The 14,011-nt window shown below is 70.5% G+C and carries 18 protein-coding genes; 11 read left to right on the top strand and 7 right to left on the bottom strand.

The window, feature by feature from the left end; all coding sequences use genetic code 11:
* Positions 1 to 9: 9 nt before the first annotated feature.
* The 5 genes from arfB to ASG48_RS12420 all read left to right on the top strand — a co-directional run bounded on the left by arfB (position 10) and on the right by ASG48_RS12420 (position 2,846).
* Positions 10 to 444 carry an alternative ribosome rescue aminoacyl-tRNA hydrolase ArfB gene (arfB, locus tag ASG48_RS12440; protein WP_055850124.1) on the top strand — a complete coding sequence of 145 codons (435 nt, stop codon included), beginning with the start codon at positions 10 to 12 and terminating at the stop codon, positions 442 to 444.
* Between the two features lie 173 nt (positions 445 to 617).
* Entirely contained in the window at positions 618 to 1,184 is a 567-nt protein-coding gene (locus ASG48_RS12435; RefSeq protein ID WP_055850122.1) for a fasciclin domain-containing protein, read from the top strand.
* Between the two features lie 214 nt (positions 1,185 to 1,398).
* The gene (gene msrB / locus ASG48_RS12430; RefSeq protein ID WP_055850120.1) at positions 1,399 to 1,905 is read left to right on the top strand and encodes a peptide-methionine (R)-S-oxide reductase MsrB; all 507 of its coding nucleotides are present in this window, start codon (positions 1,399 to 1,401) and stop codon (positions 1,903 to 1,905) included.
* A gap of 216 nt (positions 1,906 to 2,121) precedes the next feature.
* Complete coding sequence (locus ASG48_RS12425) at positions 2,122 to 2,556, top strand: Hsp20 family protein (RefSeq protein ID WP_055850118.1); 435 nt, start codon at positions 2,122 to 2,124, stop codon at positions 2,554 to 2,556.
* 38 nt (positions 2,557 to 2,594) lie between these two features.
* On the top strand, positions 2,595 to 2,846 hold the full coding sequence (locus tag ASG48_RS12420; protein ID WP_055850117.1) for a DUF1150 domain-containing protein: 252 nt from the start codon (positions 2,595 to 2,597) through the stop codon (positions 2,844 to 2,846).
* 142 nt (positions 2,847 to 2,988) lie between these two features.
* Here ASG48_RS12420 and ptsN read toward each other — a convergent pair whose 3' ends face one another.
* From ptsN to ASG48_RS12390, 6 genes are all read right to left on the bottom strand, one after another.
* On the bottom strand, positions 2,989 to 3,453 hold the full coding sequence (gene ptsN / locus ASG48_RS12415; protein ID WP_055850115.1) for a PTS IIA-like nitrogen regulatory protein PtsN: 465 nt from the start codon (positions 3,451 to 3,453) through the stop codon (positions 2,989 to 2,991).
* 60 nt (positions 3,454 to 3,513) lie between these two features.
* Positions 3,514 to 4,095 carry a ribosome-associated translation inhibitor RaiA gene (gene raiA, locus ASG48_RS12410; RefSeq protein ID WP_055850114.1) on the bottom strand — a complete coding sequence of 194 codons (582 nt, stop codon included), beginning with the start codon at positions 4,093 to 4,095 and terminating at the stop codon, positions 3,514 to 3,516.
* Between the two features lie 351 nt (positions 4,096 to 4,446).
* A complete protein-coding gene (gene rpoN / locus ASG48_RS12405; RefSeq protein WP_055850112.1) occupies positions 4,447 to 5,958 on the bottom strand; it encodes an RNA polymerase factor sigma-54 in 1,512 nt (503 codons plus the stop codon).
* A gap of 184 nt (positions 5,959 to 6,142) precedes the next feature.
* On the bottom strand, positions 6,143 to 6,868 hold the full coding sequence (gene lptB / locus ASG48_RS12400) for an LPS export ABC transporter ATP-binding protein (RefSeq protein WP_156381602.1): 726 nt from the start codon (positions 6,866 to 6,868) through the stop codon (positions 6,143 to 6,145).
* Between the two features lie 137 nt (positions 6,869 to 7,005).
* A complete protein-coding gene (locus tag ASG48_RS12395; protein ID WP_055850110.1) occupies positions 7,006 to 7,647 on the bottom strand; it encodes an LptA/OstA family protein in 642 nt (213 codons plus the stop codon).
* A 3-nt stretch (positions 7,648 to 7,650) separates the two neighbouring features.
* Positions 7,651 to 8,364, bottom strand: coding sequence for a hypothetical protein (locus tag ASG48_RS12390; protein WP_082529442.1), 714 nt, complete (start codon positions 8,362 to 8,364; stop codon positions 7,651 to 7,653).
* A gap of 211 nt (positions 8,365 to 8,575) precedes the next feature.
* Between ASG48_RS12390 and sppA the strand changes: the two genes are divergently transcribed.
* The 3 genes from sppA to ASG48_RS12375 all read left to right on the top strand — a co-directional run bounded on the left by sppA (position 8,576) and on the right by ASG48_RS12375 (position 10,767).
* Positions 8,576 to 9,541, top strand: coding sequence for a signal peptide peptidase SppA (gene sppA, locus ASG48_RS12385; protein WP_055850109.1), 966 nt, complete (start codon positions 8,576 to 8,578; stop codon positions 9,539 to 9,541).
* Positions 9,542 to 9,772: 231 nt separating this feature from the next.
* Positions 9,773 to 10,099 carry an integration host factor subunit beta gene (locus tag ASG48_RS12380; RefSeq protein ID WP_162243931.1) on the top strand — a complete coding sequence of 109 codons (327 nt, stop codon included), beginning with the start codon at positions 9,773 to 9,775 and terminating at the stop codon, positions 10,097 to 10,099.
* A 272-nt stretch (positions 10,100 to 10,371) separates the two neighbouring features.
* Positions 10,372 to 10,767, top strand: a complete 396-nt coding sequence (locus tag ASG48_RS12375) for a LapA family protein (RefSeq protein ID WP_055850105.1) — start codon at positions 10,372 to 10,374, stop codon at positions 10,765 to 10,767.
* 128 nt (positions 10,768 to 10,895) lie between these two features.
* Here the strand turns inward: ASG48_RS12375 and ASG48_RS12370 are convergent, their stop codons facing one another.
* Positions 10,896 to 11,375, bottom strand: a complete 480-nt coding sequence (locus tag ASG48_RS12370) for a carbon monoxide dehydrogenase subunit G (protein ID WP_055850103.1) — start codon at positions 11,373 to 11,375, stop codon at positions 10,896 to 10,898.
* Positions 11,376 to 11,461: 86 nt separating this feature from the next.
* Between ASG48_RS12370 and ASG48_RS12365 the strand changes: the two genes are divergently transcribed.
* The 3 genes from ASG48_RS12365 to lspA are packed head-to-tail and all read left to right on the top strand — an operon-like array spanning position 11,462 to position 14,006.
* Positions 11,462 to 12,640 (top strand): class I SAM-dependent methyltransferase, encoded by a 1,179-nt coding sequence (locus tag ASG48_RS12365; RefSeq protein ID WP_156381601.1) that lies wholly within the window; start codon positions 11,462 to 11,464, stop codon positions 12,638 to 12,640.
* Positions 12,637 to 13,503, top strand: coding sequence for an RNA methyltransferase (locus ASG48_RS12360; RefSeq protein ID WP_055850099.1), 867 nt, complete (start codon positions 12,637 to 12,639; stop codon positions 13,501 to 13,503). The genes ASG48_RS12365 and ASG48_RS12360 overlap by 4 nt, the downstream gene beginning before the upstream one ends.
* Positions 13,500 to 14,006 (top strand): signal peptidase II, encoded by a 507-nt coding sequence (gene lspA / locus ASG48_RS12355; RefSeq protein ID WP_055850097.1) that lies wholly within the window; start codon positions 13,500 to 13,502, stop codon positions 14,004 to 14,006. Before ASG48_RS12360 ends, lspA begins: the two co-directional genes overlap by 4 nt.
* The last annotated feature ends 5 nt before the right edge of the window (positions 14,007 to 14,011 follow it).

The following is a 14,011-nucleotide window of genomic DNA, read 5'->3' as shown; positions in this document are numbered from 1 at the left end:
GCGGCGATCATGATATTCTCCGAGGGCCTGCGCGTCTCGTCGCGCGTGACGATCCCCGAGGCGGATCTCGAGGAGGCCTTCGTGCGGGCCGGCGGCCCCGGCGGGCAGAACGTCAACAAGGTCTCGACCGCCGTGCAGCTGCGCTTTCGCGCCGCCCAATGCGCGGTCCTGCGTCCCGACGTCCTGGAGCGGCTCCTGGCGCTCGCCGGGCAGAGGGCGACCAAGGACGGCGACGTGCTCATCGAGGCCTCGCGCTTCCGCACGCAGCTGCGCAACCGCGAGGACGCGCGCGAGCGCCTCGCCGACCTCGTGCGCGCCGCCCTCGTGCCGCCCGCCCCGCCGCGCAAGAAGACGCGCCCCTCGCGCGGCGCCATGGAGCGGCGTCTTCAGGCCAAGAAGGGCCGCTCCGACGTCAAGCGCATGCGGGGGCGGGTCGACGACTGATCGCCCCGTCACGGGCTGCGTTCGCTCCGCCCGGACGGATTCGGCGGCGCCGGACCGCGCGCGATAAAGCCCGCCTGACGCATCCGTGATGGCGCGTGACGCATACATTCTTGCCCGGCTGCGTATCTCCTCACGACCTCGACGAGGTTCAACGATACAACGGGAGACGTATCATGAAGACCCTTATCCGCACCGCGCTCGCCGCGACCCTTCTGGCCGGCGGCAGCCTCGGCCTTTCCGGCGCGGCCTTCGCGCAGAGCGAGATGCCGATGGTCGGCGGCGCGCCGATGGACCCGGCCAAGCCCATTCCCGACAACGCCTCGAAGGCTTCCAACCTCACGACGCTGGTCGCGGCCGTCAAGGCCGCCGGTCTTGCCGAGACGCTCGGCGGCACAGGCCCCTTCACCGTCTTCGCGCCGACCAACGAAGCTTTCGAGAAGCTGCCCGCCGGCACGGTCGACACGCTGCTGAAGCCCGAGAACAAGGCGACGCTCACCAAGATCCTGACCTATCACGTGGTCCCCGCCAAGGCGACGTCGGAAGCGGCCATGAAGATGGTCAAGGACGACGGCGGCATGCACAAGGTGAAGACGGTGGCCGGCGAGGAGCTGACGCTGTCGATGGAGGGCGACAAGCTCGTCGTCACCGACGCCAAGGGCGGCAAGGCGACGGTGACGCAGGCCGACGTGATGCAGTCGAACGGCGTCGTCCACGTCATCGACGCCGTCCTGATGCCCTAAGGCCTCTCGCCCGGCCCGTTCGTGCCGGGTGCGACGCCATGAAATCCTCCCGCGCCGTCGAAAGACGGCGCGGGAGCCCCATGTAAGGCGTACCAGACGAGCGGGCGCGACGCGTCGGCCGGGATCGGACGGGCCTCGCCGGTGTCGGGCGCCCATGCCCCCGCCCTGGCGCGAGACGATCCGGCCCGTCGCTCAACGAGGCGGGAGTGACCCCATGATGAGACGCGGTTTCCTGAAGACGGCGCTGGCCGCCGTCGGCGCCCTCGGCGCCGCATCCTTCCTGCAGCGCCGCGGCGAGGCGGCAGAAGGCGACTTTCCGGTGAAGCTTGCGCCGGAGGCCTGGAAGGCCAAGCTGTCGCCCGACCAGTATGCCGTCCTGCGCGAGGAGGCGACCGAGCGGCCCTTCTCCAGCGCCTTGAACGAGAACAAGCAGGCCGGCCTCTACGCCTGCGCCGGCTGCGACAATCCGGTCTATTCCTCGGCGACGAAGTTCGATTCCGGGACCGGCTGGCCGAGCTTCTACGCCCCGGTCTCCGAGCGGGCCATCGGCTCGACCACCGACTACAAGCTGATCTACCCGCGCACCGAGGTGCATTGCGCGCGGTGCGGTGGCCATCTCGGCCATGTCTTCGACGACGGCCCGCAGCCGACCGGCAAGCGCCATTGCATCAACGGCGTCGCGCTGACCTTCAGGCCGGGCGCCACCACCATCGCCTCCTGAAGCCCTCGGCCCTGGCTCGCGCGGGGCGCGCAGGCGGGGCGTTTTGCGATGCGTTAAGCTTCGCGGCCCATCATCGGCGCGGAAGTTGCAGGACGAGGAGAGGTCCGGACCGTCAGGAACATTGAAGCCCGTCCTTTCCGGCCCCATATTCGTGGTCGGGAGGGTGCCGCCAGCGGGCTCTTCCGAAGGAGTCGCTTGTTAAGGACCTGACGTTTCATGAGCCGGATGACGCCGTTCTCCAGCCCCCTTCTTCTCGGCTTCGACGGCGTCGAGAAGACGCTGGAACGCATTGCCAAGGGCGGAGACGGATATCCGCCCTACAATATCGAGCGGGTCCGCCCTGCGGAGGGCGAGGACCGTTCCTACGACCTCATCCGCATCACCCTCGCGGTCGCCGGATTCGGCGAATCCGAGCTGGAGGTGACGGTGGAGGAGAACCAGCTTCTCGTGCGGGGCAAGCAGGCCGACGACGCCTCTCGCGAATACCTGCATCGCGGCATCGCCGCGCGGCAGTTCCAGAAATGCTTCCTCCTTGCGGAGGGCATGCGCATCACGGGGGCGGAGCTGCGCAACGGGCTCCTCTCGATCGACCTCGCCAAGCCAGAGCCGGAACGCGTCGTCCGCAAGATCAAGATCGCGGTCGCCGACTGACGGGACCGCTTCGTTTGCCTCGAAAGGAGACGATCATCATGGGCCATCGCACCCTCACCGTGACGCCGACCGATCTCGCCGCCATCGGCGAAGGTCATCTCGCCTATCTGCGCCGCATGTCGTCCGACGACATCCGCGCCAAGTTCCCCGCCGCGCAGTCCATCCGCCCGGGCCAGAATCTCTGGGCGCTGTTCTCCGCCGACGGCACGCCGCTCGCCGTCTCGGACGATCGCGGCTCCATCCTCGAAAGCGCCTCGCAGAACGAGCTGGAGACGCTCAGCCTCCATTGAGCGTCGGCCGCAGCCCGCCGCCGGGACGACCGCGCCGATCCCGGCCGTCGGTCGCCCGAGACGGAGCCCTAGAATGCAGGAAAGCCCGTCGGCGGATCTCGCCGGCGGGCTTTTCCGTTCGTGCGGGCCTCGGCCCTGGCGATCAGGCCGCGTTGCGCGATGTGTGGTTCGTCATCAGCGCGTAGATCGCGCCGGCATCGTGCGTGTGGCGGATGCGCTCCACCGTCTCGCTCTCGCGCAGGAGCCGGGCCACCTTGGACAGGGCCTTCAGGTGCTCGGCGCCCGAACTCTCGGGTGCCAGGAGCATGAAGACGAGGTCGACGGGCTGGTCGTCGAGGGAGTCGAACTCCACCGGCCGCACGAGGCGGGCGAAGAGCCCGACGATGCGGTCGAGCCCGTCGAGCTTGCCATGGGGAATGGCGATGCCGTTCCCCACGCCCGTCGAGCCGAGCCGCTCGCGCTGCAGCACGGTCTCCAGGATCGCCTTTTCGGGCAGGCCGGTGATCTCGCCGGCCTTGTGGGCGAGTTCGTGCAACAGCTGCTTCTTGGAAGCGGCCTTGACCTCGGGAAGGATGGCGGCCGGCGCCAGCAAGCTGTCCAGCTCCATCCGTTCGCCGCCTCTGCCTGTTACGCCCATCGGACTGCCCATCTCAACCTTGCCGCGAGATCAGGCAAGGGCCTTCATGGAGGAAGGGTCGACCCAGCCGTAATTCCCGTCCGCCCGCTTGTAGACGATGTTCACATCGCCCGTGCCGGCATTTCGGAAGACGACGACCGGACTGTCCTGGCGGTCGAGCTGCATGACGGCGCCGGCGACGGAGAGCGTGCCGACCTTCATCGAGGTCTCGGCGATGATGGCGGGCGCGTAGTCCTCGGGGACCTCCTCCTCCTCGTCGGGGATCGGCGCCATGACGGCATAGGCGATGTCCTCGCGGGCCATGCCGTTGGAATTGCCGTGATGGTCCTTCAGGCGGCCCTTGTAGCGGCGCAGGCGCTTTTCGATGCGCTCGGCCGCGTCCGCGAAGCTCGACTCGGGCTCGTGGGCCTGACCCGTGGCCTGGAAGACCACGCCGCTGTCCAGGTGGAGCACGCAGTCCGTCGCGTAGCGCGAGCCTTCGCGCGTGACGACGACCGTGCCGGAGAAGTTTCCGTCGAAATACTTGCCGATCGAGTCGCCGATGCGCTCCTCGATCCGCGCGCGGAAGGACTCGCCGACATCCATGTGTTTGCCCGAAACTCGAAGACTCATCGCGGGAAGCTCCTTAGAGAAAACCGTCGCCGCCGTGACGCCTCGCAAGGGCGCACGACATTGATCTCGGTTGCGGCGTCGATCCGCCGCTGGGACGGTCCGTTCCCGGCAGGGCGCCGAATGCCAGCGACGGCATTGGAAGGGTGGCGCCTTCTAGGAACGAACCGCATAGCTGTCAACGCGCAAGGCCATGGGCGATTTCCCTGCTCGTGCCGGAAATCGCCGATTTCGCCCCTGGCGTCCCCGCCTGCGGCAGGTCGCCCGCAGGACGGGCGCGCGGTCCGGCGGAAGCTGCGCCTGGACACGTTTCGCCGCCAAGGGGACGGCGCAACGACCGGGCGGGGCGCCCGTTCACGAGGCGAGACGCCGGGCGTTCATCTCGCGCCGGCGCTGGATGGAGGAGGCGATGCCGAGCGCCTCGCGGTATTTGGCGACCGTGCGGCGGGCGAGATCGACGCCCTCGCGCTTCAGCGCCGCCGCGATGTCGTCGTCCGACAGGACCTTGCCGGGGCCCTCGGCGTCGACGAGGCCGCGGATGCGATGCTTCACGCTCTCGGCCGAATGCGCGTCTCCCCCGCTGACCGAGGCGATGGCGACGGTGAAGAAGAAGCGCATCTCGAACGTGCCGCGGGGTGTGGCCATGAACTTGTTGGCGGTGACGCGGCTGATCGTCGACTCGTGCATGCCGACGGCCTCGGCCACCGACATCAGCGTCATCGGGCGCAGCGCGCCGATGCCGCGCGTCAGGAACCCGTCCTGGCGCCGCACGATCTCGCCGGCGACCTTCAGGATGGTGCGCGCCCGCTGGTCGAGCGAGCGCACCAGCCAGTTGGCCGATTGCTGGCACTCGCCGATGAAGGCCCGCTCGTGATCGGCGACGGCGCCCGCCGCGATCGTCTCGGCATAGTGATTGTCGACAATGACGCGGGGGAGGGCCTCGGGATTCAGCTCCACCTGCCAGGCGCCGTCCGGTCCCTCGGTCACGATGACGTCGGGCGTGACGGGCTCGGCCCCCTCGCTGGCGAAGGCCTGGCCCGGCCGCGGGTCGAGGCCGCGGATCTCGGCGAGGATCTCCAGGAGGCCCGCCTCGTCCTCGCCGGTCAGCCGGCGCAGCGTGGCGAAGTCGCGCCGGGCGAGGAGGTCGAGATTGTCGAGGACGGTGGCGATGACCGGATCGTAGCGGCCGAGGCGGCGCAGCTGCAGCGCCAGGCATTCCGAGAGGTCGCGGGCGAAGAGCCCGGCGGGCTCGGCCTCGCCCTGCAGCCGCGCGAGCACCAGGGCGACCCGCGCCTCCTCCGCGCCGAGCGCGGCGGCGAGCTCGGCGATGTCGATCCGCGCATAGCCCGCCTCGTCGAGCTCGTCGACGATGGCGGCGGCGATGAACAGGTCGCGCGGGTCGGTGATGGCATCGCGCGCCTCTCCGAGCGCGTGTTCCTGGAGGGAGGGCGCGCCGGCGCCGAAATCCTCGATGCCGCCGTCGAAGGCAGGTCCGCCGGAGGGCAGGGACGGCAGGGGCCCGGTCGCCTCGCCCCGGGCCGCAAGGCCGGCGTCGCGGGCGGGATCGGGCACGGCCTCGAAAGCGTCGTCGAAGGCGGCGGCATCGTCGCAGGCGCCCGTCAGGGGCGTCTCGCCGGCCTCCGCCGGGCCAGGCGCCGCCTCGGCCGCCTCGCCGGTCCAGTCGGTGTCCGGCCCGCTCTCGCCCGCCGCGTCGACGGCGATGAGCGGGTTGCGCTCGATCTCGGCGTCGATGAAGGCCTGCAGTTCGAGCTGGCTGTATTGCAGGAGCCGGATCGACTGCAGGAGCTGCGGCGTCATCACCAGCGACTGGGACTGGCGCAGTTGGAGCTTGGCGGACAGAGCCATCGTGACGCGACCCTTCGACTGGGCTCCGGGCCTCGCGCCGCGCCGCCGGGACGGTCGCGGACCGTGCCGAACGGGCGCCGCGGGGACGATCCGGGCGGCTCCAATCAAACTGGTCTGCTTCTTGCATGTCAATCGCGCCCCGGGGTCCGGGGCCGGCGAAACGGCGCTTTTTTCGCCGGTCTGCTTAAAAGGTGAACTGGTCGCCGAGATAGAAGCGGCGCACGTCGACATTGTCGACGATCTCCTGCGGCGTGCCGTGCGTCAGCACGGCGCCGGCGTGCATGATATAGGCCCGGTCGATGAGGCCGAGCGTCTCGCGCACGTTGTGATCGGTAATGAGCACCCCGATGCCCCGCTTCGTCAAGTGGCGAACGAGACTCTGGATGTCGGAGACCGCGATCGGGTCGACGCCCGCAAAGGGCTCGTCGAGCAGCATGAAGGTCGGCTTGGAGGCGAGTGCGCGCGCGATCTCGCAGCGCCGCCGCTCGCCGCCCGAGAGCGAGGTCGAGGCCTGCTTGCGCAGATGCGCGATGTGGAACTCCTCGAGCAGCTCGGTCAGCTCGCGCTCGCGCGTGTCGCGGTCCGGCTCGACGATCTCGAGCACGGCGCGGATATTGTCCTCCACCGACAGGCCCCGGAAGATCGAGGCCTCCTGCGGCAGGTAGCCGATGCCGAGGCGCGCCCGGCGATACATCGGCACGGCGGTGATGTCGTGCCCGTCGAGCGTGATGCGGCCTGCATCCACCGGCACGAGGCCGGTGATCATGTAGAAGCAGGTCGTCTTGCCCGCGCCGTTCGGCCCGAGAAGGCCGACGGCCTCGCCGCGCCGGACCGCGAGGCCGACATCGTCCACCACGCGGCGGCCGCGATAGGTCTTGGTGAGGCCGGCGGCGATCATCGTGCCGGACATCTCCTCCAGCGTCAGGCCGCCATGGGTGAAGTCGGCCGAGCCGGACAGGGCCTGCCGGTCCGCGGGCTCGCCGGCGCGCGGGCGAGGCGTGCCGCCGAGGGCGGTCGGCATCGGGCGGGCGTCGATCGCCATGGGGCTCAGTTCGCCTGGTCCGCGCCCGGCGTCAGCATCAGGCGCACGCGCCCGCCGGCCGCCGGCTTGGTGCCGCCCGGGCAGTTGCGGTTCTCGAGGCGGGCGACGCCCGAATCCATCTTGATCGTCAGGCGGCAGCCCTGCGCGACGTTCTTGCCCTGCGTCAGGACGACGTCGCCGGTCATGGTGACGAGCTGGGTCTTCATGTCGAAGGTCGCCTGCTGGGCGGTGGCGATCTGGTCGGCCGAGCGCACGTAGACCTTCTCGGTCGCCTCGAGCCGGTCGATCTGGTCGGAGCCGCCGGGCAGGGCGCCGGGCGTGCCGGCCTCCGGCGCGGCCTGACCCTCGGCGCGGTTGGCGCCGCGCTTGTAGGTGACGACGAGCTTGCCCGTCTTCAGCTCGGTCGGGCCCTGCTGCACGGTCACGTCGCCGGTGAAGGTCGCCATGGCCTTGCCGTCGTCGACGTCGAGCTGGTTGGACTCGATGGAGATCGGCTGGTCGCCCTTCACCTGCAGGCCGGTGAAGCTCTGGCCGAGGCCGGGCGAGCCCTGGGCCGAGGCAGGCGCGGCGCCCAGCGCGGCGAGGCCGCACAGGGCAAGGGCGAGGCGGCCGGACAGGGGGCGCGCGCGGAACAGGTTCAGGCCCATGGGTTACTCGCTCTTCAAAGCCTGCTTCTGCGGCCGGTCGGTGTCTTCGGGATGGAGAATCATCTTAACGCCGCCGCCGAAGGAAATCACCTTGCCGCCCGCCTCGATGTCGACCGAGCCGGAGCTGATCGTCTGGCGGGCCGTCTCGATGAGGACGGGGCCGGTGCCGGCCATCGCCCCGTTCCGGATGTCGATCCGCGCGCCCTGGAGGGCGATGGAGACGCCGCTCGTGGTGTCGACGGTGATGTCCCGGGTCAGGTTGAGCGATTCGGTCTTGGGATCGTAGAAGCCGGAGGCCGCCACGATGTCGGCCTTGGTGTCGTCGTCGATGTTGACGCGGGCGCTGACGCCGTCGAGCGTGATGCCGCTGCCGTTGAGCGCCTGCGTGGCCTGGCGCGCGACGAGCTCGTAGGGGCGGTTGCGGCTGTCGATGCCCGACATGCGCGGATCCTGCATCACCACCTGCCCGTCGCGGATCGTCGCGCCCGAGAGCGACACGTCGCCCGGCAGGGCGCGCGCGAGCCAGGTGGCGGCGATGCCGCCCACGACGATGACGACCGCCACCAGCGGCAGGCCGATCTTCATCGCGCCGACGAGGCGCGAGTGGCGGCGGGCCCGCTGGAACTCGCGGCGCTGGCGCATCTCGCGGTCCGTCGGACGCGCGTCGTCGACCTCGTCGCCCGGAAACGCGTGGTTGGGATCGAACGACGGGTTCAAAAGGGACGGACCTCCGGTGCCTGGACCTGCCGCCCATGCGGCGGCTCATGCCTGCTCGCAGTGCAATATGGGGATTTTGCGTCGGGCGCCATCTTTCTTCCGATTCTTCCCAAACGCAAGCTTGCCTTCGGAACAGGCCCCGCCGCTTGTGGCCCCCGAACGATATGGGTATCGCTCCTGACGCCAAACTTGCGTCACGGAGCCGAACACCATGGTCCAGTCTGCCGACGAGCTGATCGACCGGCGCCGCCTGCGGCGCAAGCTCGGCTTCTGGCGCGTCGCCGCGATCCTGGCCGCCGGTGCCGCCGTCGTGGCGCTGCCCTTCGCCACGGGCCTCGCGCAGAGGGCCTCGCCCGCCCTCGGAGACCAGATCGCCCGCGTCGAGATCGAGGGGCTCATCACCGAGGACGACGATCTTCTGGAGCTCCTGGAGGAGCTGAAGGACGACGCGAGCGTCAAGGCGCTGGTCCTGCGCATCGACTCGCCCGGCGGCACCACGGTGGGCGGCGAGACGATCTACGAGGCGGTGCGCGCGATTGCCGCAACCAAGCCCGTCGTCGCCGAGGTCGGCACGCTCGCCGCCTCCGCCGGCTACATGATCGCCGCCGGCACCGACCATATTGTGGCCCGGCGCACCTCCATCGTCGGCTCGATCGGCGTGATCTTCCAATATGTCGACGCCTCCGTTCTCCTCGACAAGGTCGGCGTCGCGGTGAACGCCATCAAGTCCGCGCCGCTGAAGGCCGAGCCCTCGCCCTTCGCCCCGGCGCCGGAGGCCGCCAAGGCGATGATCTCGCGGCTCGTCATGGACACCTACGACTGGTTCGTCGCCCTCGTCGCCGAGCGTCGCGGCCTCGGCCTGGAGGCGACGCGCATCCTCGCCGACGGTTCGATCTTCTCCGGCCAGCAGGGCCTCGACGCCAAGCTCGTCGACGCGCTCGGCGGCGAGGGGGAGGTGCGGCGCTGGCTCGAGGAGGAGCGCGGCGTCGCCAAAGGGCTGGAGATCGTCGACCGCGAGCCGAAGGATTCGGGTCCCGGCTTCCCGCTCCTGGGCTCGGCGCGCAGCGCCCTCTACGGTCTCGTCGGTCTCGATCCCAAGGCCCCGGACCTCTCCACGGCTCTCGCACGGGAAGCCGGTCACCTTGACGGGCTGGTGTCGCTCTGGCAGCCTCGTTAGCAAGCGACGGATCGCAATGAGGTTTCGCCCGCCACCGGCGGGCGGGGCCGCGTTGGCGCACCGTCAGGTCGGGCCGCTTCGGCCGTCCTTTTCCGGGAGGGGTTCCGGGCGGACGGCGCCGGGCGGACGGCCCGGTGCGCGGGGCGCCGGGCCGGGAAGGCCGCGCTTCGCGCCGGGACCACCGGCCGTGTCGACGGATCGTCGGTGGGCGGCGGTCCGGCCGACGACATCATCGCCGGGCCCCAAGCGGCCCGGACCCAAGGGGGTAATGCCGTGATCAAGTCCGAACTCGTCCAGGCGATCGCCAGCCGCAATCCGCATCTCTACCAGCGGGACGTGGAGACGATCGTCAACGCCATCTTCGACGAGATCATCGACGCGCTCAGCGAGTCCAATCGCGTGGAGCTGCGCGGCTTCGGCGCCTTTTCCGTCAAGAACCGTCCCCCGCGCTCGGGCCGCAACCCGCGCACCGGCGAGGCGGTGGAGGTGGAGGAGAAGTGGGTGCCCTTCTTCAAGGCCGGCAAGGAACTGCGCGAGCGCCTGAACGACGGCGACTGAACCGGCGACCGGGCGACGACGAGCGCTGCGGGGCCGAAGCGCCGCGCGCGCCGCAGCGCCCGGCGGGGCCGCCGGCCCGCCGCCGACCGGGCCGGCCGCGACCGGGGCGCGATGGCAGACCGGCTCCGCCGGTGCCCCGGACGCGCTTATCGCGCGGCGCGGCCTCGCGATGGATTGACGCCGGCCCGCGCGACCCCATAGTTCCGCCTCAGACCGCGCGCCGCTTCTCCCCCGTCGGGGCCCGCCTCGCGGGATCGAAGGCCAGAGGATCCATGATCTCCAGACTTCTCTCCATCGTCATCCTGGTGCCGCTCGCCATCGTCCTGGTGGTGTTCTGCGTCGCCAACCGCCAGAGCGTGGCGATCTCGCTCGACCCGATCGGCACCATGCCGCAGCTCGCGCTGCAGGCGCCGATGTTCATCCTCCTCATGGGCGCCGTCATCCTCGGCACCGTGCTCGGCGGCATCGGCACCTGGTTCACGCAGGCCCATTACCGCCGCAAGTCCTGGAAGCGCAAATACGAGGTCGAGAAGCTGCGCCGCGAGGCCGACGAGGCCAAGGCGCGCCTCAAGCAGGCGCAGGAGGAGCGCGCGAGCGCGCAGATTTCCGCCGCCTCCGCTGGCCTGCCCGCCCCGCGCCCCGCCATGGCCATCGGCCACAGCGCCTGACGCCCGGCCTTGGCGGATGCCCTCGCGCTCGGGCGCGGGGGCCGGACTGAACCGGGCGCGCGGACCGGACTGAAAAAGGGCCGCGCATGGGCGGCCCTTCTGGCGTCGACAGGCCGGGAGAGTGGGTTTCAGGCCGTCTCGCCGAGCGGCTCGGCGCCGGCGGTGCCGCCCGAGACCTTGGCCGCGAAACAGTCGAAGAACTGCGCCGAGAGCTTCTTGGCCGTGGAATCGATCAGGCGGCCGCCGAGCTGGGCGATCTTGCCGCCGACCTGCGCCTCGACCGTGTAGGTCAGAATCGTCGCCTCCGGCCCGTCCTCGGCCAGATGCACCTTGGCGCCGCCCTTGGCGAAGCCCGCGATGCCGCCCTTGCCCTCGCCGACGATCGAGTAGCCTTCCGGCGCCACGATGTCCTCCAGCCGCACCTCGCCGGAGAACTTGGCCTTGACCGGGCCGATCTTGGTGACGACCGTCGCCGCCATCTGGTTGTCGCCGGTCATCTCCAGGCTCTCGCAGCCGGGAATGCAGCTCTTGAGCACGTCCGGGTCGTTCAGCGCCTCCCACACGGTCTGGCGCGGTGCCGGCAGGCGGTATTCGCCCTTGAGATCCATGATGCGTCCTCCCTCTTGTTGGCCGGCCGGTGCCGCGAGCGGCGGGTGCGGCCGTGCTGCGTCATGTCTTGACCCTTTTACCGGTTTTGCCAAGGCGAAGGGGAAGCGCTAAGGAGCCCCTTGAACCAAAGAAGGATGGAGGTCGGGGCGTGGCGCGAGTGCGGCGGCCGGAACGGGGACCGGCCTCGAAGGCGGGCCGCGGCGACAGGACGGGCGGGCCGCGGGAGCATCGTCCCGGCGGCGAGGCGCCCTCGCGCGCGGCAAAGCCCGGCCCGCGCGCGGATGCGCGGCCGGAGGCCCGAAACCCGGCGCCGGCCGGGACCGCGCCCGAACGCCTCGTCCTGCCCGCGCCCGCCGGAGCGCTTCCCGCAAGCGTCGCCCCCGTCATCCTGACGCTCGAACCCTCGCCCGACTACGCGCTCCTGGATTCGGGCGCCGGCGAGAAGCTCGAGCGCTACGGGCCGCTTACCGTGCGCCGCCCGGAGAACCAGGCGATCTGGCTGCGCCGGCTCGCCGCGCGGGACTGGGACGGCGCCGACGCGATCTTCACCGGCGACATCGACGAGGAGGGCGCCGGGCGCTGGCGCTTCCCGAAGGAGCCGCTCGGCGAGACCTGGCCGCTCCTGCAGGACGGGCTCTCCTATCACGGGCGCTTCACTTCCTTCCGCCATGTCGGCGTCTTTCCCGAGCAGGCGGCGCACTGGTCCTATGCGGCGGGCGCCATCGAGCGCGCCGGGCGCCCGGTGCGGCTTCTCAACCTCTTCGGCTATACGGGCCTCGCCTCGCTTCTCGCCGCGCGCGCCGGCGCCGAGGTCACCCATGTCGACGCCTCGAAGAAGGCGATCCTTTGGGCTCGCGAGAACCAGGATCTCGCGGGCCTTGCCGACCGGCCGATCCGCTGGATCTGCGAGGACGCGGTGCGCTATGCCGAGCGCGAGGTGAAGCGCGGCAGCCGCTACGACGCCATCCTCCTCGATCCGCCGAAATTCGGCCGCGGGCCCAAGGGCGAGGTCTGGCAGATCTTCGACGACCTGCCCTATCTCATGGCGCTGATGCGCGCGCTCCTCTCAGCCCGGCCGCTCTTCGTCATCCTCACCGCCTATTCCATCCGCTCGTCCTTCTACGGCCTCTCGGCCCTGATGCAGGAATGTTTCCGGGGCGCCGGCGGCACGGTGGAGGCGGGCGAACTCCTCATCCGCGAGGCCGGCGCCGAGCCGCGCCTCCTCTCCACCTCGCTCTTCTCACGCTGGACCCCGACCCCATGACCGACAGGGCGCCGACCGGCGCAAGACCCCCGCACCAGCCCACGAAGGCCCCCGGCCGGGTGAAGGAGATCGCCAGCGTCTCAAACCCGATCGTCAAGGACATCCGCGCGCTCGGCCAGAAGAAGCATCGCGACGAGACCGGGCTCTTCCTCGCCGAGGGGCTGAAGCTCGTCATCGACGCGCTCGACGCCGGCTGGGAGATCGAGACGCTCGTCGTCGGCAAGGCGGCGCTGTCGGGCGAGCTCCTGTCGCGCACCGCCGCGCGCACGGTCGCCGCAGGCGCCGACCTCGTGGAGGCGAGCGCCAAGGTGCTGGAGGCCATCACGCGGCGCGACAACCCGCAGAGCGCCGTCGGCGTCTTCCGGCGCCGCCTGTCGCGGCTCGACAGGATGGCGCCCGCCGCGGGCGGCCTCCTCGTCGCGCTCGACCGGGTGCGCGATCCCGGCAATCTCGGCACGATCCTGCGCACGGCGGACGCGGCCGGCGTCTGCGGCGTCGCGCTCGTGGGCGAATGCACCGACCCGTTCGCGCTGGAGACGGTGCGCGCCACGATGGGCTCGATCTTCGCCGTGCCCATCGCCCGCGTCACGGAGGCCGAGTTCCTGAACTTCCGCTCCACCTTCAAGGGCCTCGTCGCCGGCACCCACATGGAAGGGGCGGTGGACTACCGCACGCCCGACTACGGCGCCAGGCCCGCCGTCCTTCTCATGGGCAACGAGCAGGCCGGCCTCTCGCCGACGCTCGCCGCGGCCTGCGACACGCTCGTGCGCATTCCCCAGGCCGGACGCGCCGACAGCCTGAACCTCGCGGTCGCCACCGGCATCATGATCTTCGAGGCCCGACGGAAGGCGCTGACGCTTTGACGAAGACCCTCTTCGCCCGCAATCTGCTCCTCGTCCTCGTCGCGGTCCTCGCCGACCAGGCGATCAAGTGGCTCGTCGTCGCCACCATGCCGCTCGGCGACCTGATCGAGCTCCTGCCCTTCCTGTCGCTCTACCACGCGCGCAACACCGGCATCGCCTTCTCCATGTTCTCCGGCCTCGACGACCTGTGGCTGGCGCTCCTGGCCGGCCTCGTCCTCGTCGCCGTCCTCTGGGTCTGGTGGAAGACCCCGCGCGAGCGCCTCGTCTCCCATCTCGGCCTCGCGATGATCGTCGGCGGGGCCATCGGCAACCTCATCGACCGCGTCTTCCTCGGCTATGTCGTGGACTACGTCTATTTCCACACGCCCGTCTGGTCCTTCGCCGTCTTCAATCTCGCCGACGCCTTCATCTCGGTCGGCGCGGCCTTCATCCTCTTCGACGAGTTCGTGCTGGCGCCCCGGCGCGCGCGCGCCGTGGCGGGCGAGGACGGCCGCAAGGCTTGACTTGG

Source organism: Aurantimonas sp. Leaf443, from assembly GCF_001425575.1.
Lineage (GTDB): Bacteria > Pseudomonadota > Alphaproteobacteria > Rhizobiales > Rhizobiaceae > Leaf443.
This window is presented reverse-complemented; position numbering and strand designations above follow the sequence as displayed.

Excerpts from the sequence above, each read along its gene's own strand:
- arfB (WP_055850124.1), top strand. The coding sequence starts at position 10 with ATGATATTCTCCGAGGGCCTGCGCGTCTCGTCGCGCGTGACGATCCCC.
- ASG48_RS12435 (WP_055850122.1), top strand. The coding sequence starts at position 618 with ATGAAGACCCTTATCCGCACCGCGCTCGCCGCGACCCTTCTGGCCGGC.
- msrB (WP_055850120.1), top strand. The coding sequence starts at position 1,399 with ATGATGAGACGCGGTTTCCTGAAGACGGCGCTGGCCGCCGTCGGCGCC.
- ASG48_RS12425 (WP_055850118.1), top strand. The coding sequence starts at position 2,122 with ATGAGCCGGATGACGCCGTTCTCCAGCCCCCTTCTTCTCGGCTTCGAC.
- ASG48_RS12420 (WP_055850117.1), top strand. The coding sequence starts at position 2,595 with ATGGGCCATCGCACCCTCACCGTGACGCCGACCGATCTCGCCGCCATC.
- ptsN (WP_055850115.1), bottom strand. The coding sequence starts at position 3,453 with ATGGAGCTGGACAGCTTGCTGGCGCCGGCCGCCATCCTTCCCGAGGTC.
- raiA (WP_055850114.1), bottom strand. The coding sequence starts at position 4,095 with ATGAGTCTTCGAGTTTCGGGCAAACACATGGATGTCGGCGAGTCCTTC.
- rpoN (WP_055850112.1), bottom strand. The coding sequence starts at position 5,958 with ATGGCTCTGTCCGCCAAGCTCCAACTGCGCCAGTCCCAGTCGCTGGTG.
- lptB (WP_156381602.1), bottom strand. The coding sequence starts at position 6,868 with ATGTCCGGCACGATGATCGCCGCCGGCCTCACCAAGACCTATCGCGGC.
- ASG48_RS12395 (WP_055850110.1), bottom strand. The coding sequence starts at position 7,647 with ATGGGCCTGAACCTGTTCCGCGCGCGCCCCCTGTCCGGCCGCCTCGCC.
- sppA (WP_055850109.1), top strand. The coding sequence starts at position 8,576 with ATGGTCCAGTCTGCCGACGAGCTGATCGACCGGCGCCGCCTGCGGCGC.
- ASG48_RS12375 (WP_055850105.1), top strand. The coding sequence starts at position 10,372 with ATGATCTCCAGACTTCTCTCCATCGTCATCCTGGTGCCGCTCGCCATC.
- ASG48_RS12370 (WP_055850103.1), bottom strand. The coding sequence starts at position 11,375 with ATGGATCTCAAGGGCGAATACCGCCTGCCGGCACCGCGCCAGACCGTG.
- ASG48_RS12360 (WP_055850099.1), top strand. The coding sequence starts at position 12,637 with ATGACCGACAGGGCGCCGACCGGCGCAAGACCCCCGCACCAGCCCACG.